This is a genomic window from Bordetella genomosp. 11, from assembly GCF_002261215.1.
Taxonomy (GTDB): Bacteria; Pseudomonadota; Gammaproteobacteria; order Burkholderiales; family Burkholderiaceae_B; genus Bordetella_C.
Genome location: NZ_NEVS01000004.1, coordinates 260562 through 276995 on the forward strand (window position 1 = coordinate 260562; position 16434 = coordinate 276995).

Sequence of the window (16434 nt, forward strand, 5' to 3'; positions counted from 1 at the left end):
CCCCGCGGCGACGGCGGTCAGGCGTTCGCGCGATAGCGGTCGCGCAGGGCGCGGATCTGATCGTGGTTGCGCAGCACGCCTTCATATTGCCGCTGCACCACCGCCCGGATGTCTTCGGGCAGGGGTTCGCGCAGGGCGTTGGTGTAATCCTGCTTGGCAACGTCCTCGCCGCGCTCGCATTCCTCCAGGATGGCGGCATCGCTGCGTCCGGTAACGGCTGCCTTCAGGTGAACCCAGCCGCGATGCACGGCGCCGGCGACGCTACCGCCGGTTTCCGGCTTGCCGCCGAGCCGCGCAACGATGGCCTGAAGTTCCGCGGCGCCCGCCGCGCAATCCTGGGCGCGATTCTGCAGCAATCCCCGCAGCTCCGGATCCTTGGTGTCCTCGGCTGCCACCTGGAAACCCTTTTCGCCGTTCTTGCAGGTTTCGGTCAGGTCGTTCAGCAGTTTGACGATACGATCGGCCATGGCATTCTCCTTGGTAGCGGGTGGCGCGCTGTGCCCGCGCGCAGCGCGATTTCCCTGGACCGGACACTTCGCAAACCGCGTTCCCAGGGGAGCGCCCCGCGCCGGGCTGAGGTTTTATCCAGTATTATTGCGGGCTGTCGTGTCGCCGCTGGCGGCATCTGCCCATCCATGAGCGTTGTGCCCCGGCTCCTGCCGTCTTCAAATGTCCGAACGTCCCGCCGATGTGCCCGATCCTCTCGCGGACCTCAATCCCAGCCAGCGCGAAGCGGCCGAATACGGTGCCGGTCCGCGGGACGATGGGCCGCTGTTGGTCATCGCCGGCGCCGGTTCGGGCAAGACGAGCACGCTGGCTCATCGGGTCGCCAACCTGATCCTGCGCGGCGCGGATCCACAGCGCATGCTGCTGCTGACTTTCTCCCGGCGCGCGGCCATCGAAATGGAAAGGCGCGTCGGCGCGGTGCTGCAGAAAGTCCTGCGGCTGGGCGCCGGCCACGTGCCGCCCGCCTTGCCGTGGGCGGGCACCTTTCACGCCATCGGCGCCCGCCTGCTGCGTGAATTCGCGCCGCGCATCGGCCTGGCGGAAGCGTTCACCATCCACGATCGCGGGGATTCCGAAGACCTGATGGGGATGCTGCGCCACGAGCTGGGGTTGTCGTCGACCGAATCCCGTTTCCCGTTGAAGGGAACCTGCCTGTCCATCTATTCGCGCGTGGTCAACAGCCAGGCGCCGCTGGACGGTATCCTGAAGGACGTCTATCCCTGGTGCGCGCAGTGGGAGGACGAACTCAAGCGCCTGTTCCGCGCCTATGTCGAGGCCAAGCAGGCGCAGCAGGTCCTGGACTACGACGATCTGCTGCTTTACTGGTCTGAAATGATGGTCCATCCCGACATCGCCGGCGACGTAGGCGGTCGTTTCGAACACGTCATGGTGGACGAGTACCAGGACACCAACCGCCTGCAGGCCGCCATCCTGCTGGCCATGAAACCCGACGGCCGCGGCCTGACGGTGGTGGGCGACGACGCTCAGGCCATCTATTCCTTCCGCGCGGCGACGGTACGCAACATCCTGGATTTTCCCGGACAGTTCAAGGTGCCGGCCAAGGTGGTCACGCTGGAGCGCAACTATCGCTCGACGCAACCCATCCTGGATGCCTCCAACGCCGTCATCGCGCTGGCGCGCGAACGGCATGCCAAGCAGCTGTGGACGGAGCGCAAGTCCTCGAACCGGCCCAAACTGGTCACGGTCAGCGACGAAGCCGGCCAGGCCCGCTGGGTGGCGGACCAAGTCCTGGCGCAGCGCGAGGCGGGCGCCACGCTGAAGTCGCAGGCGGTGCTGTTTCGCGCTTCCGGCCACAGCGCGGCGGTCGAACTGGAACTGACCCGCCGCAACATTCCCTTCGTCAAGTTCGGCGGCCTGCGCTTTCTGGAGGCTGCCCACATCAAGGATCTGCTGGCGCTGCTGCGCTGGGCCCAGAACCCGCGCGGCCGCATGTCCGGGTTCCGCGTGGCGCAACTGGTGCCGGGCGTCGGGCCGGCGACGGCCGCGCGCCTGCTGGATGCGATGGACGGTGCGCCCGATCCCCTGGCGGCCCTGGACGCGTTCAAGCCCGGCAGCGCCGCGCGCGAGGATTGGCAGGGATTCGCCCAGGCCTACAAGGATTTGTGCGCCCCCGGCCTGGCGTGGCCGGCGGACCTGGACGTCGCCTTGCGCTGGTACGCGCCGCACCTGGAGCGCCTGTATGAGGACGCGCGCGTTCGCAGGGCCGACCTGGATCAGCTTGCCCGCATCGCGTCCGGCTATGCGTCGCGCGAACGCTTCCTGACGGAGCTGACGTTGGATCCGCCCGACGCGACCAGCGCGGAATCCGGCGCGCCGCTGCGCGACGAGGACTACATGATCCTGTCGACCATCCACTCGGCCAAGGGGCAGGAGTGGAAGTCGGTCTACGTACTCAACGTGGTGGACGGCTGCATTCCATCGGATATGGCGACGGGCTCGGCCGAAGAGATCGAGGAAGAACGCCGCCTGCTGTATGTCGCGATGACGCGCGCCAAGGAAGAGCTGCACCTGATCGTGCCGCAGCGATTCTATGTGCACCAGCAGACCGGCATGGGCGACCGGCACGTTTATGGGTCACGCACGCGGTTCATCCCGGACAACCTGGCGCCGTTGTTCGAAGCCTTGCCCAAACCGCCCGAACTGCCGCCCATGCGGGGCGCCGCGCCCACACCCGTGGCCCAGGTGGATGTGGCGGCGCGGCTGCGCCGGCTTTTCTAGCGCCGGGCGGCGGCTATTTGCGTTGCTTCCCGCTTTTGTCGTGGTCGGCCTTCCAATCGACTTCGTCCTTGGCCGTGGAAACCTTGCGGTCCGCTTTTTCCGCGACGCCCGGTGAAATCGGGTCGCTGGCCGGGAAGGATTCCTCCACGGCCTCGTCCAGCGCCTCCTGGTAGGTAGGCACCTTGTCGCCCTGGCGATCGGCGTCCTTGTCGGCCTTGGACTGTCCACCTTGTTTCGGATTTTCTCGCGTCATGTCGTTCTCCGTCTGTCGCGGCGGATCGGCCCGCACCGTCTACCGCGATTCTCTTGGGGGATACGGAACCGGATCATCCCGGCGCCGCCATCTGCCCTGCAGCAATCGGCATGCCTTGGCGCAGCCGCCGGCGACACGGCTTGCCGGACCATGCGTGCCAACGGGCCGCGGGTGCCGGGATGGGCATTCCTAGGCCGGCGCGCCGGATTCCGTGACCGGCTGCATGGGCAGGCGCAGCGCGCTCATCAATGCGCGCGCGTCGCGCGGCGCCATGACTTTCACATCGTTGTCGAAATAACAATAGACATCGCGAGCCCCCGATGGCCGCGGACGCGGGCCGGCCAGGCGCGCTCCGCGCGGCGTCCTGCCCCGGGACCAGGCGTCGATGCGGCGTGCCCAGTCCGCGATGGCCTCTTCGCTGTAGCCGCTGCTGTACAGCGCTTTATCGCCATGCAGGCGGACGTAGGCGAAGTCGGCTGTCGGGTCCTCGAGCAAAGGCCATTTTCCCGCGGTATCCGCCGTGACCAGCGCCACGCCGTACCGTCGCAGCATCGCGATGAATTCCGGACGGGCGTAGCTGGGATGGCGGATTTCCACGGCGTGGCGCACGGGACGCCGGGCATCCGTTTCGGTCAGGCTGCGCCCTTTCATCCGCGGGCCGTGTCGCCGCGCCAGGCGCGCGGCGGCTTCCGTGTCGCGCGGCAGCATATCCAGGAAGGGTTCGATGCGCGCCGCATCCCAGGGCAGGGTGGGCGGCAACTGCCAGAGGAATGGCCCGAGCTTTTCCCCCAGCGCCAGCACGCCCGAGGCGAAAAAATTCGCCAGGGGTTCGTCGATGTCGCGCAGCCTGAGCGTGTGCGTGATGAATCGCGGCCCCTTGACCGCGAAGACGAAGCCGCCGGGGGTTTCATCGCGCCAGCGGGCGAACAGCGGCGGGCGTTGCAGCGAATAGAACGTGCCGTTGATTTCGACCGTGCATACCTGATGCGCGGCGTAGGCCAGTTCGCTGTGCTGCGGCAGGCCCTTCGGATAGAAGCGCCCGCGCCAGGGTGCGTAGCGCCATCCTGAAATGCCGATGCGAACCGCGGATCGTTGCCGATGTTCAGCCATGCGTGGGATTCCGACGGGACAATGTAGCCTGCCGCCGCGTTGCAAGCGCCATGCCGTCCCCGCTCTCGCGGGCCGGCGGAGGCGTCCGGGCCCGGTGCTATCATCGTCGGTTGCTCGAAAGAGAAGCCGCCCGGCGCGCGGCCCTTTCAAGAGACCTGAAGGAAGGACTTATGCAGGATCCCGAATCCAAACCGGCCGCCGGTCCCGCTGCGGCCCAGGGCGCGGGCGGTGAGTACAACGGCGAGGTCGTCGCATCGATCTCGTATGTGAAAGGCCGCCGCGACCAGGCCGTGCCCATCGAGCAGATCCATTCCTATGTAGGACAGTCGGAACGCTTGCTGTGGCTGGGCGTGCGCAATCCCCATCCCGATCTGCTGATACGCGTGGGTGAAGAGCTGCGACTGGGGCCGAAGGCGATGGAGGAAATCCTGGAGCCGCACAAGCGCCCGAAGATCATCGATTACGGCAATGTCGTGCTGGTGGTCGCGGTCACGCTCGAGGTGGACGGCGATCGGCCGCTGTTCGGCGAAACGCAGTTGATCATCGGCGACGGCTTTCTGTTCACCATACGGCGCGGCTCCACGGCGCCCTACAGCGCGCTGCGCGAACGGCTGGAAGGCGCGCCGGATCTGCTGGCGCGCGGTAGCGACTACATCGCGTCAGAACTGCTGGATTTCCTTGTGGACCGTTACGTTCAGGGCGTGACGCGGCTGGAAGGCGTGGTGGAGAACGCCGAACAGAAGCTTTTGATACGCGGGGCGAAAGATACCGATATCCGGCGGCTGTACCGGCAGCGGCGCGACCTGCTGCGCATACACAACGCCATCGCTCCGATGTCGGAGATCTGCCGGCGCCTGGCGCGCGTGGAGATGACGGCCATCGACGAGCATGCCCGGCCATACTTCGCCGAGGTGGCCGACCGCGTCATGCGGATCGATGAACTGGTGGCCGCGCTGCGCGATGCGCTGGCATTCGCTTTCGAAGCGAGCCTGATGATCGGCCAGTCGCAGCAGAACGATACGACCCGCAGGCTGGCGTCCTGGGCGGCCATCCTGGCCGTGCCGACGGCGGTCGCGGGCATTTATGGAATGAATTTCGAACACATGCCAGAGTTGCACTGGCTGTATGGATACCCGGCGACGCTGGGGGGCATCGCCCTGGCGTGCGGGTTGTTGTATTGGCGGTTTCGGAGAGCAGGGTGGTTGTAAAAGCTGTACGCGCCGTGTTGCGGCGCATGGGGGCCTCGCGCGCCGTTATCGCAGCGGTCGCTGCGATGGCCAGTGTGGGTGTGGCGTATTGCTCGTCGTCGCGCGGGCCGGCGGGGGCCGCGCATCCAGGCTACACGCTGGAAGGACGGATCGTGCGTGTCGCCGACGGCGATACGGTGACCCTGCTGGGAACGAACAACAGGCAGTACAAGATCCGCCTGGCAAGCATCGACGCCCCCGAAACCGGGCATGGCAAGGACAAGCCGGGACAGCCTTACGCACAGGCGTCGCGGCGCAATCTGGAAAGCCTCGTGGCCGGCCGTACGCTGACGGCCCGCTGCTACGAGCAGGACCGCTACGGCAGGGACGTCTGCGACCTGCCCGCGGAAGGCGGCGAGACCGCCAACCGCCGGCAGGTGGAAGCCGGCTATGCCTGGGCCAATACCGTGCGCCACGGCGAATACCTGCGCGACGCGTCGCTGCCGGCGCTGGAGCGCGCGGCGCGCGAGGGCCGCAAGGGCATCTGGGCGCAGCCGGGGGCGGTGGCTCCCTGGGTGTGGCGCTTCGAATGCTGGAATGAACGCAAATGCGCGGTGGCGGGCCAGGCGGCGCCGTGATCGCGGCCGGCCGGGATCACGGCCACGCTGCTGCGTGACGCCGGACCAGCGGGCATGCCGCGCCGGACTTGCGGCGCGGCATGCCTGGGGGATTACCCGCGGTTGGCCGATCGCGGCGGCTCGTCCGGTGTAATCGGTCCTATATTCGGGTCCAGTTTGCTATCCTTGCCGCGACATAGACTTGCGGGCGGCATCGGGGCAAACATGGGGAGCATCAGGTGGCTTTGGGTCATCGCGGCGCTGTGCGCGGCCGCGCTGGCTGGCTGCGGGCAGGAAAGCCCGATCAATAGCCCTTATCCGTCGGGCGCGGAAAAGGACAACACGCTGTATACGGCCTTTACCCGTAATTCTCCCAAGTACCTGGATCCGGCCAGTTCGTATTCGGTCGATGAAACGCCCTTCACCTACAACGTCTACGAGCCGCTGTACGGCTACGATTACCTCGCCCGTCCGTACAAGCTGGTTCCCCGCGCGGCGGCGAGCATCGCGCCACCCACCTATCTGGATGCCCAGGGGCATGTGCTGCCGCAGGATGCGCCGGGCGAGACCATCGCCGAAAGCGTCTACGAAATCCCCATCCGCCCCGGTATCCGCTTCCAGCCGCATCCGGCCTTCGCGCGCAATCCCGACGGCAGCTACGTGTACTACCCGCTGCGGCCGGGGGAGCTCGACGATAAGTCGGCGATCCCGGATTTTTCGCAGACCGGCACGCGCGAGCTGACGGCGGACGATTACGTCTATGCCTTCCGGCGCCTGGCCAGCCCCCGCCTGGTATCGCCCATCTATTCGCTGATGGCCGATTACGTGGTGGGCATGAAGGAATACGGCGACCGCCTCAAGGCGCAGGACCAGGCCGCGCGCGCCAAGCTGCCTCCGCAGGAGCGCGATCTGCCCTGGCTGGACCTGCGGCAGGTCGGCTTCGACGGCGTGACGGCCCCCGACCCGCATACGCTGCGCATCCGCATCAAGGGAAAGTATCCGCAGTTCAAGTATTGGCTGGCGATGACCTTTACCGCGCCGGTGCCCTGGGAGGCTGAACGCTTTTACAGCCAGCCCGGGATGGCGACGCGCAATCTGTCCTTGAATACCTGGCCGGTGGGGACGGGCCCCTACATGATGGTGGAGTCGCTGCAGAACCGGCGCCATGTGCTGGCGCGCAATCCGAACTTCCATGGCGAGCCCTATCCCTGCGACGGCGAGCCGGCCGACCGCGCCGCCGGCCGGCTGGACGATTGCGGCAAGCCGACGCCCTTCATCGATCGCGTGGTGTTCAGCATCGAAAAGGAATCGACACCGCTCAGCGGCAAGTTCATGCAGGGCTACTACGATATTCCCCAGCTCGAGCGCGGCGAATACGGCGTGGCGATGCTGGTGGCGGCGGGCGATTCCGCCGAGAAGGCGGCGCGCTACCGCGAGCACGGGATCCAGCTGCCGACCACGGTGGAAACGCAGAACTGGTACATGGGCTTCAATTGGAACGATCCCGTCGTCGGCAAGGGGGATACCCCGGAACGGCAGGAGCGCAATCGCAAGCTGCGCCAGGCCATCAGTATCGCCTTCGACTGGGAAGAGTACGTCGCGATCTTCGAGAATAGCCAGGCGGCGGTGGCATACGGTCCCGTCCCGCCCGGCGTGCTGGGATACAAGCCCGCGCCGGAAGGCATCAATCCGGTCGTCTATGACGTGGTGGACGGCAAGCCGGTGCGCAAGTCCATCGAAGTGGCGAAGAAGCTCCTGGCCGAAGCCGGCTATCCGGGCGGCCGCGACGCGGCAACGGGCGAGCCGCTGGTGTTGCACTACGACGCCATGACCGGCATGGGCGCCAACCCGATGTTCGACTGGATGCGCCGCCAGCTCGACAAACTGGGCGTGCAGCTGGATGTGCGCTCCACCGACTACAGCAGGTTCCAGGACAAGATGCGGCGCGGCACGGCACAGATGTTCTTCTGGGGCTGGAATGCCGATTATCCCGATGCGGAAAATTTCCTTTTCCTGCTGTACGGCCCCAATGCCAAGGTGGCATCGGGCGGGGAGAACGCCTCGAACTACGTGAATCCCGAATTCGACAAGCTGTTCGACCAGATGAAGTTCCTGGACGACGGGCCGCGGAAGGCGGCCATCATCGACCGCATGGTCGCCATCGTCCAGCGCGACGCGCCCTGGATGTTCGGCTACTTCCCGATGTCCGGGGGCGCATACCAGCAATGGGTGGGCAACGCCAAGCCGACGCAGATGGTGCGCAACACCCTGCAGTACATGAAGCTGGATACCGCCCTGCGGGTCAGGAAGATAGACGAATGGAACCGGCCGCGGTGGTGGCCGCTGGTGCTGCTGGCGGCGCTGGCCGTGCTGGCGATCTGGCCTTCGTACCGCGCCATGCGACGGCGTGAAAAGCAGACGGCGTTCGGCGATCGCGCAGGATCGTCGTCCGGGGAGCCCACATGACCGCCTATATCGTCCGCCGCCTGCTGTACGGCGTCCTGATCCTGATCGGCGTGAACCTGTTCACTTTCGTGCTGTTCTTCGCCGTCAATACGCCGGACGACATGGCGCGCCTGTCCATCGGCGGACAGCGGGTCAGCCAGGACGCGATCGACAAATGGAAGGCCGAGCGCGGCTATGACAAGCCGCTGTTCTACAACGCGGCCGCGACCGGTACGGGACGCGTCACGGACACCATCTTCTACCAGCGCTCCGTGCCCCTGCTGCGCATGGACTTCGGATCCTCCGACGGCGGCCGCGATATCGGCCGCGAAATCGGCACGCGCATGTGGCCCAGCCTGTCCCTGGCGGTGCCGACCTTCATCCTTGGCTTATGGGCCAGCATCGCGTTCTCGCTCTTGCTGGTGTTCTTCCGCGCGACGCGGCTGGATTTCTGGGGCGTGGTGCTTTGCGTGGTGCTGCTGTCCATATCCGGACTGTTCTACATCATCGCCGGGCAATGGATGTTCTCGAAGGTGTTGAGGCTGGTGCCGTATTCGGGCTTTGCCGGCGGCTGGGACGCGATCAAGTTCCTGGCCTTGCCGGTGGTGGTGGCGATGGTATCGCGCCTGGGACCCGAGGCGCGGTTCTACCGCACCCTGTTCCTGGAGGAAATCGGCAAGGACTACGTGCGCACGGCGCGAGCGAAAGGCCTGACCGAAACCGCCGTACTGTTCCGCCACGTGCTGCGCAACGCGCTGCTGCCCATTCTTACGGGTACCGTCGCGACGTTGCCGCTGCTGTTCATGGGCAGCCTGATCGCCGAATCGTTCTTCGGCATCCCCGGCCTGGGCAGCTACACCATCGACGCGATCAATGCGCAGGATTTTTCCATCGTGCGCGCGATGGTTTTCCTGGGGTCGGCGCTGTATATCGTCGGCCTGATCCTGGCCGATATCTCCTATACGCTGGCCGACCCCCGCGTGCGTTTCGAGTGACCGCCATGCCCTTGATCGTTCTGCTCTGGACCGATGTCGCCCTGTACCTGATCGTGATCGCGGTGTTGGCCTATGGATGGCATGTGCGCCGCACTCCCACGCTGCGCGCCACCTGGCTGCGTGTCGCGCAGGACGGCCCGGCGATGTGCGCGGCGGCGGTGCTGGCGGTATTCGTCGTCATCGGCCTGCTCGATTCGGTGCATTACCGGCCGCGCCTGCCGCCGTTGCCGGGGGCCGCCGCGGATGCGCCGGTTGCCTATGCGCCATCGGCGCGTTCGCTGCTGGACGCGCTGCTGGCCGATACCGTGCTGACCCGGCCGGAGAAGACCTACTCGGCGCCGCTGGCGGCGCGCCAGTTCACGAAGGAAACCATGCTGGTCGACGGCCACCCGGTGCGTGACTTTCCACGCTTGCGGGCCGGCGCCGCCCATCTTGCGGACCCGGACGCCGAAAGACCGGCGGACGCGGCATGGCGCGCCGTCGCCGGGCTGGCCGGCGGCGTCCTGGTGACACTGGCCGCCGGCGCGGTGCTGGGCCTGGGGCTGGCGCGGCGCCGGCCGTCCTGGCGCGCCGCGATGCGCGACCTGCTGCGCGGCGATACGGACATACGCTGGCGGTCCATGTTCATCACGCTGTGCGCGCTGTGCGCCGTGGCAGGCATCCTGGCGGGGCTGGCCACCGGCTACCACCCGCTGGGCACGGACCGCACCGGCAACGACGTGTTCTGGCAGGCCATAAAAAGCGTGCGCACCGCGCTGGTCATCGGCAGCCTGACCACATTGGCCATGCTGCCGCCCGCGCTGGGTTTCGGCATTGCCGCGGGTTACTTCAAAGGCAAGGTCGATGACGCCATCACCTATCTGTACACCACGCTGACATCCATTCCCGGCGTGCTTTTGGTGGCGGCCTGCGTGCTGATGATGCAGGTCTACATCGATAACAATCCCACGCGCTTCCCGACCTCCGCCGAACGCGCGGACCTGCGCCTGTTCCTGCTGTGCCTGATCCTGGGGCTGACCGGCTGGGCCGGACTGTGCCGGCTGGTACGGGCGGAGGTCCTGAAGCTGCGCGAACTCGAATACGTCCAGGCCGCGCGCGCTTTCGGCGTATCGAAGTGGGGCATCATGCGGCGCCACCTGGTACCCAACGTCATGCACATCGTGCTGATCACCGTCGTGCTGGAGTTTTCCTCCCTGGTGCTGTACGAGGCGGTGCTTTCCTATCTTGGGATAGGCGTGGATCCCAGCATGAATTCCTATGGATCGATGATCAATTCCGCCCGGCTGGAGATGTCGATGGACCCGATGATCTGGTGGAACCTGGGCACCGCCTTCGTTTTCATGCTGGCGCTGGTACTGTCGGCCAACCTGTTCGCCGATGGCGTGCGCGCCGCCTTCGATCCGCGCGCGCGCAAGTTCAGGGCGCGGCGCGTGCCCGTGCTGGCGCCGCCGCCCACCGGCGGGCTGTTCGCGGTATCGCCCGTGGCGGCGGAAACGAGCGAAGTGACGCGGCAGCGGGGAGAGGGGCGATGAGCGTTCCGGCCAACGTGCTGCGCGTGGAGGACCTGCGCGTCGAGATCGCCAGCGAGCGCGGCATCGCCGTCGCCGTCAAGCAACTGGCGCTGGCGATCTCGCGCGGCGAGACCTTCGCGCTGGTGGGCGAGTCCGGCAGCGGCAAGAGCGTCACCGCGCTGGCCTTGCTGCGCCTGCTGCCCGATGCGGGTCGCATCGTCGCCGGCCAGATCGACCTGGCCGGCGAGGACCTGAACCGCCTGCCCGAAAGCGCCATGCGGCGTGTGCGCGGCGGGCGCATCGGCATCATTTTCCAGGAACCCTCCACCAGCCTGAACCCGGTGATGCGGGTGGGCGAGCAGATCGTCGAGACCCTGCGCGCGCACACCGCGCTGCGCGGCGAAGCGGCGCGGGCACGCGCCATCGACTGGCTGCGGCGCGTCGGCATTCCCGAGCCCGAACGGCGCATCGACGACTATCCCATGCAGTTTTCCGGCGGCCAGAAGCAGCGTGTGATGATCGCCATCGCGCTGGCGGCCGAGCCGGCGCTGCTGATCGCCGACGAGCCCACCACCGCTCTGGACGTCACCGTGCAGGCCCAGGTGCTGGAGCTGCTGGCCAGCATTCAGCGCGATATGGGCATGGCCATGCTGCTGATTACCCACGACCTGGCGGTCGTGCGCAATGTGGCGCAGCACGTTGCCTTGATGCGCGCCGGCGAGATCGTCGAATGCGCGCCGGCCGAACAGTTCTTTACCGCGCCGCGGCACCCGTACGCGCGGCAGTTGTTCGACGCCATCCCGGCCTTCGAGAAGCGCGGCCGGCCCCTGTCGGGCGGCGCCATGCAGGCGCCCGCGCCGGGCGACGCGGGCAACGATGCCGGGCCGGCGGCGCGGGGACGGCCTGCGGACGATGCCGGCCCTGCCCAAGCCGCGGCGCCGTCGGCGGCGGTATTGTCGGTGCGCGACCTGTCGGTTCATTACGCGGTACGCAAAGGCCCCTTGCGCCGCGTCAGATCCTGGGTCAAGGCGGTGGACGGGCTCAGCTTCGACCTGCGGGCGGGAGAAACGCTGGCCTTGCTGGGAGAGTCCGGCTGCGGCAAGACCACGACCGGTAAGGCGCTGCTGCGCCTGATCGAGGGCGCCCGCATTGGCGGGCAGGCAATGCTGGATGGCAAGGATCTGATGCAGGCGCGCGGGCGCACGCTGGCGCGTCTGCGCGAACACATCCAGATCGTGTTCCAGGACCCCTTTGCGTCGCTGAACCCGCGCATGCGCGTGGGCGATATCCTGCTGGAAGGCGTGCTGGCGCTGCGGCGCGATTTATCGCGGCAGATGTGCGGCGATCGCGTCGCCCGCCTCCTGGCCCGGGTGGGCCTGCCGGAAGATACCGCGGCGCGCTATCCGCATGAGTTTTCCGGCGGGCAACGCCAGCGTATCGCGATCGCCCGCGCTTTGGCTGTCGAACCCAAGGTGTTGATCTGCGACGAGCCGACGTCCGCCCTGGACGTGTCCATCCAGGCGCAGATCCTGGACCTGCTGCACGATCTGCAACGCGAACTGGGCATCGCCTATCTTTTCATCACCCACAACTTCAGCGTGGTCGAGTACCTGGCGGATCGGATCGCGGTGATGCACGGCGGGCGCATCGTGGAGTTGGGCGACACGGCAACGGTATTGCACCATCCCAGGCACGATGTCACCCGCCGCTTGCTGGCGGCGGTGCCGCGCCTGGATTTCGGCACGGACCGCGGACCGCGGGCCGCCGAGCCGGCCTGAACCGGGCAGGCCAGGGCAGGCCGGATCGGGCCGCGTCGGGTCGCATCGCTGGCCGGTCGCGTCTCCGCGGTTGGCGTCAGCGCCGGGCGCCGAGCAGTCCTCCCAGCAGTCCACCCAGCAAACCGCCCTGCTGCTGGGAGGTGCCGGCCGTCTCGCCATTGGAAGTGCCGGCGGATGCCAGGAGGCCGCCGGACGGCGCGCCGCCAGAGATCCCTGCCGTCGTCCCGGCCGCCGCGCCGGCGGAAGTGCCGCCGACCGTCGCTGCGGCGCCGGCGCCCGCGGCGACGCCACCCGCGGGCGCGGCGCCTCCCGCCACCTGGGTGACTCCGTGTATCAGGCCGCCCAGCAGCCCGCCGGTATTGCCGGTCCCGTTGGCCGGGTTGCCCGTGACCGAGGCCACCAATCCTGTGACGGGGGACAGCAGGCCGCCCCCTGCGTTGCCGGCGGGCGTGCCGGCGACGCTGCCCAGCACGCCGTTGATCGGCGACAGCAACCCGGAATCCGCGCCACCCGTCAGCGCCGCAACCCCGCCGGTGGCATTGGCCAGCGTGCTTCCGACCGGATTGGCATTGGCGGGTCCGCCATGTACCAATCCACCCGCGCTGGCGACCGCACCGCCCACGCCGTCGAGCAATCCGCTCAGTCCGCCGTTCGGCGTGCCGGATCCGATGGCGTTATCGAGGCCGGCGATGCTACCGCCCACGTTGCTCAACAGATGGTTCAGCGGCGCGCCCGCCCCCGTGTTGTCTCCCAATGTCTGCGTGACCGACGTTACCTGGCTGACGACCGGCGCCACCGTGGGATCGAGCGCTGCGCCCGTGCCATCCAGTGGCGCGGTCAGGCCGAGGTCCGCCAGATTGTCCACGCCGGTACCCGTGTTTCTCAACGCCGGTTGCAGGATGGGCATCGATGGCTTGTCCAGCAGCGTGCCGGTCAACGTGCCCGCCAATGCGTTCACCGGTTGCAGCAGTCCGCCAGCGCCGCCCTGCGAGGCCGTTAAGGCACGCACGGCGCCGGTTGCATCCCCGGCCACGGTGGCCAGCGGCGATTGCAGCGGGGAGGCCGGGTTGAGCAAATCTCCGGTGTCGGCCACCGTCGCGCCAAGCTGGCTGACCGCGCCCCCGAGGCCGGTCGCCAGATTGGCGGGCGCGTCCGTGCTCGCGACACGCTGGCCTGTCGCGTCCAGCGCCGAGCCCACCTGATTCAGTAGATTGTCCGTCGGCGCGCCCAGGCCGGTCGTGCCGCCGATTTCCTGCGTCAGCATCGTGGCGTTGGACACGAGCGGCTGGACGGTGCCGTCCAGTGCCCGTCCGGTGTCCGCGAGGGCTGTATCCGTACCGGCCGGAACCACATCGTTCACGGCGGCCCCCACACCGCCCAAGGTATTCTGGAGCACGCCGGCGGAAGCGGCCGAACCCCCGCCATTCCCTGTGCCGCCATCGCCGGGATTGCCGCCACCAGGATTGCCACCGTTATTGCCGCCGGAGTCCTGGCCTCCCGGCGGTGTGCCGCCTGCGCCGCCTCCTGCACCGTCGCCTCCGCCGCCGGGTTGCGTGCCGCCGCCGCCCGGCATGTCGGCGGAAGCGGTGTGATCATGATGATGGCCGCCGGCACAGGCGGACAGCGCCGCGAGCAGCGCGATAGCCGTTGCGGTGCGGCGCAGGGAAGGTGCGAGATGAAAAGCGGCAGGAAACGCGGATCGCATGGTGGACTCCTTGGTCGAGTTCATGGCGGCCTCGCGGGCCGATCCCCGAATCCATGCGAAAACCATGCCAACGCCATCGCAGCCGCGATATCGAGGCGTTCCCCTGGGGAGATGGGCAGCCGCGCCGCGATGTCGTTACGGTGCTACGTAACGCGCGTAACGCGGCGCGTAACGCGCGTACGCGGATAACGTCGGCGCTGTGGATTCAGATCGCGCCGTAGTAGAAGGAATAGTTCGCGTTGAAGCGCCATCCATGTCCGTCGCCGTCGGAGCTGCCCGCGGCGATTGGCTTGGCGACGTTGAAATCGAAGAGGTAATACCGATCGTCCGTGAACCGCGCACCGATCGCCAGGGATGACAGATGCCGGGTGTTATAGGGTTGGAGCCCGGCCGCGTTGTACCAGGCGCGCGCATAGTCAATCAAAAGGTAGGGTTGCACCGCCGATACCAAAGGCATGCCGGTCATGAAACGCCGGTTCACTTCGGCCGAGGCGCCCAGTCCCTTGTCGCCGCTTTCCTCGCCTTGCGGATATCCCATGCCATAGCGCCAGCTGCCGAAGGATATCTGTTCCGAGGAGGGCAGCACGTCATCGCTATATTGGCCGGCAGCTGAAAATGTCAGGCCGAACTGCGCCGGCAAGGCGAAACTCTGCTTGGCATTCAGGTTCCATCGTGTGAAGGCAAGGTCGACATCGGGAACGGCGGAGTAGCCGTAGTTGGAATCGATGTGTTTGTCCGCGCCCAGGGTGTCGATCCCGCGGGACACACTCAAGGCGATATCGGTGCTGCGTACCGGCCCGACGACGATGTAGCGCATTTCCGCCGTGGCGGCGCGTACCCGCGTGTCCTGCCTCAGCCACAGATCCGTGTCCCGCAGGTCGTAGCGATCCTCGGCATTGACGGCATAAACGCCAAGCGTGCCGGTCAGCGATTGCCGGTTATCCAGCAGGAAAGGGTAGCTCAGGCCGATGCCAATGCGGTCCGTCCTGACGGTGCGGTCGAAGCCGAGCTGTTCGACGGCGTCGTCCTCCGGCCTGGCCTTGTAGTGAAAACCGTCTATTTTCAGGCTGAGGCCGTCGGCGCCGATGGGGATGGTGATATCGCCTGCCACGTAGCGTACGTCGTCGGTGTCGATCGGTATGCTGCCCGTCAGCCGAAGCCGTTCACCCAGCGGCGTCAGGCTGTTGGCGCTGGCGGAAAGCAGCGGTTGCATGCCGGTGCCCAGGTCCACAATGCCGCCATTCGCGCTCAGGGGCTTATGGCGGGTATCCAGCACCAGTTCGGTTGCGCCATCGGCACTGCGTGGCAGTTCCAGCGCGGGCTTGAACGTCACCCCCGGCACCATGCGCATAAGGTTCAGGCTGCGCTCCAGCGTGTGCGCCGTCAAAGGCTTTTCCGCGAGCAACGGCTGCGCCAGGGCATTCAGCCGCGCCCGCGCACCGTTGCCGGGATCGCCTTCGATGCGAACGCGGGAGACGTAGCCTTCCACCACAGTCACCACCACTCTGCCTTGCGCGAAGGTCTGGTTCTGTACCACCGCAAACGACAAGGGGTAGCCGCGTTCGCGGTACAGCGCCGTGATGCGGTCCGTCCGCTGCACCAGTTCGCCGACCGAGATTTCCTTGTTCGCCAGTGGGGCAAGGAGTTGCGCCACGTCGTCGAAGGCAATCGCATGCACGCCGCTGACATCGAAATGGCGGGGCACGATGCGCTGCGCCAACCGCGCCTGGATTGCCGACTGCTCCGGCGTGGGTCCTTCCAGGCGGCCGGCCGGCGCCGGCGCCTGGGGTTTCTCCAAGGGCGGCAGCGCGTCCACCGGGTTGCCGCGCAACGGTCCATCGGCCCGCGCCGCGGCCGCGAACGCGCTCGCCAACATGCCGGCGGCCACGATATGCAGGATGGATGCACGGCGAGCGGCTTTCATGGTTTTGGTCCTCGTCGCTGGATACAAGGGGACACCTCGTTCGAAGGGATGACGCACGGTGTCGTCAGAGGATGCCCAGTCGGGCCAGCGCGTTCCGCTTGCCGGATGTATCAAAGAGGTAGAAATCCCTACCGGCAGAGCCAGGACGAGGGGAAAGAAGAGAA

At 67.2% G+C, this 16434-nt stretch carries 12 protein-coding genes; 7 read left to right on the forward strand and 5 right to left on the reverse strand.

The features are described 5' to 3' along the window. Positions 1-17: 17 nt before the first annotated feature. Positions 18-467 carry a PA2169 family four-helix-bundle protein gene (locus tag CAL28_RS08800; protein ID WP_094841046.1) on the reverse strand — a complete coding sequence of 150 codons (450 nt, stop codon included), beginning with the start codon at positions 465-467 and terminating at the stop codon, positions 18-20. 202 nt (positions 468-669) lie between these two features. Here CAL28_RS08800 and CAL28_RS08805 point away from each other — a divergent pair, with 202 nt between their 5' ends. Continuing rightward, the gene (locus CAL28_RS08805; protein WP_094841047.1) at positions 670-2745 is read left to right on the forward strand and encodes an ATP-dependent helicase; all 2076 of its coding nucleotides are present in this window, start codon (positions 670-672) and stop codon (positions 2743-2745) included. 13 nt (positions 2746-2758) lie between these two features. Here CAL28_RS08805 and CAL28_RS08810 read toward each other — a convergent pair whose 3' ends face one another. Both CAL28_RS08810 and CAL28_RS08815 read right to left on the reverse strand, forming a co-directional pair. Next, positions 2759-2998, reverse strand: coding sequence for a hypothetical protein (locus CAL28_RS08810; RefSeq protein ID WP_094841048.1), 240 nt, complete (start codon positions 2996-2998; stop codon positions 2759-2761). Between the two features lie 189 nt (positions 2999-3187). Next, positions 3188-4108 carry a DUF72 domain-containing protein gene (locus CAL28_RS08815; RefSeq protein WP_094841049.1) on the reverse strand — a complete coding sequence of 307 codons (921 nt, stop codon included), beginning with the start codon at positions 4106-4108 and terminating at the stop codon, positions 3188-3190. 170 nt (positions 4109-4278) lie between these two features. Here CAL28_RS08815 and CAL28_RS08820 point away from each other — a divergent pair, with 170 nt between their 5' ends. The 6 genes from CAL28_RS08820 to CAL28_RS08845 all read left to right on the forward strand — a co-directional run bounded on the left by CAL28_RS08820 (position 4279) and on the right by CAL28_RS08845 (position 12641). Then, a complete protein-coding gene (locus tag CAL28_RS08820; protein ID WP_094841050.1) occupies positions 4279-5316 on the forward strand; it encodes a magnesium and cobalt transport protein CorA in 1038 nt (345 codons plus the stop codon). Positions 5317-5342: 26 nt separating this feature from the next. Next, positions 5343-5933 carry a thermonuclease family protein gene (locus CAL28_RS08825; protein ID WP_094844500.1) on the forward strand — a complete coding sequence of 197 codons (591 nt, stop codon included), beginning with the start codon at positions 5343-5345 and terminating at the stop codon, positions 5931-5933. A 204-nt stretch (positions 5934-6137) separates the two neighbouring features. Next, a complete protein-coding gene (locus CAL28_RS08830; protein WP_094841051.1) occupies positions 6138-8378 on the forward strand; it encodes an ABC transporter substrate-binding protein in 2241 nt (746 codons plus the stop codon). Further along, the gene (locus CAL28_RS08835) at positions 8375-9352 is read left to right on the forward strand and encodes an ABC transporter permease (protein WP_094841052.1); all 978 of its coding nucleotides are present in this window, start codon (positions 8375-8377) and stop codon (positions 9350-9352) included. The genes CAL28_RS08830 and CAL28_RS08835 overlap by 4 nt, the downstream gene beginning before the upstream one ends. A gap of 5 nt (positions 9353-9357) precedes the next feature. Continuing rightward, positions 9358-10884 carry an ABC transporter permease gene (locus CAL28_RS08840; RefSeq protein WP_094841053.1) on the forward strand — a complete coding sequence of 509 codons (1527 nt, stop codon included), beginning with the start codon at positions 9358-9360 and terminating at the stop codon, positions 10882-10884. Then, on the forward strand, positions 10881-12641 hold the full coding sequence (locus CAL28_RS08845) for an ABC transporter ATP-binding protein (protein ID WP_094841054.1): 1761 nt from the start codon (positions 10881-10883) through the stop codon (positions 12639-12641). The genes CAL28_RS08840 and CAL28_RS08845 overlap by 4 nt, the downstream gene beginning before the upstream one ends. 76 nt (positions 12642-12717) lie before the next feature. On the opposite strand, the gene CAL28_RS08850 is transcribed toward CAL28_RS08845, so the two are convergent. Continuing rightward, on the reverse strand, positions 12718-14370 hold the full coding sequence (locus tag CAL28_RS08850) for a collagen-like triple helix repeat-containing protein (protein ID WP_254926059.1): 1653 nt from the start codon (positions 14368-14370) through the stop codon (positions 12718-12720). Between the two features lie 181 nt (positions 14371-14551). Then, positions 14552-16270 (reverse strand): ShlB/FhaC/HecB family hemolysin secretion/activation protein, encoded by a 1719-nt coding sequence (locus CAL28_RS08855; protein WP_440588371.1) that lies wholly within the window; start codon positions 16268-16270, stop codon positions 14552-14554. Positions 16271-16434: the final 164 nt, after the last annotated feature.

Excerpts from the sequence above, each read along its gene's own strand:
- CAL28_RS08840 (WP_094841053.1), top strand. The coding sequence starts at position 9,358 with ATGCCCTTGATCGTTCTGCTCTGGACCGATGTCGCCCTGTACCTGATC.
- CAL28_RS08800 (WP_094841046.1), bottom strand. The coding sequence starts at position 467 with ATGGCCGATCGTATCGTCAAACTGCTGAACGACCTGACCGAAACCTGC.
- CAL28_RS08830 (WP_094841051.1), top strand. The coding sequence starts at position 6,138 with ATGGGGAGCATCAGGTGGCTTTGGGTCATCGCGGCGCTGTGCGCGGCC.
- CAL28_RS08835 (WP_094841052.1), top strand. The coding sequence starts at position 8,375 with ATGACCGCCTATATCGTCCGCCGCCTGCTGTACGGCGTCCTGATCCTG.
- CAL28_RS08850 (WP_254926059.1), bottom strand. The coding sequence starts at position 14,370 with ATGAACTCGACCAAGGAGTCCACCATGCGATCCGCGTTTCCTGCCGCT.
- CAL28_RS08845 (WP_094841054.1), top strand. The coding sequence starts at position 10,881 with ATGAGCGTTCCGGCCAACGTGCTGCGCGTGGAGGACCTGCGCGTCGAG.
- CAL28_RS08810 (WP_094841048.1), bottom strand. The coding sequence starts at position 2,998 with ATGACGCGAGAAAATCCGAAACAAGGTGGACAGTCCAAGGCCGACAAG.
- CAL28_RS08805 (WP_094841047.1), top strand. The coding sequence starts at position 670 with ATGTCCGAACGTCCCGCCGATGTGCCCGATCCTCTCGCGGACCTCAAT.
- CAL28_RS08825 (WP_094844500.1), top strand. The coding sequence starts at position 5,343 with ATGGGGGCCTCGCGCGCCGTTATCGCAGCGGTCGCTGCGATGGCCAGT.
- CAL28_RS08820 (WP_094841050.1), top strand. The coding sequence starts at position 4,279 with ATGCAGGATCCCGAATCCAAACCGGCCGCCGGTCCCGCTGCGGCCCAG.
- CAL28_RS08815 (WP_094841049.1), bottom strand. The coding sequence starts at position 4,108 with ATGGCTGAACATCGGCAACGATCCGCGGTTCGCATCGGCATTTCAGGA.
- CAL28_RS08855 (WP_440588371.1), bottom strand. The coding sequence starts at position 16,270 with ATGAAAGCCGCTCGCCGTGCATCCATCCTGCATATCGTGGCCGCCGGC.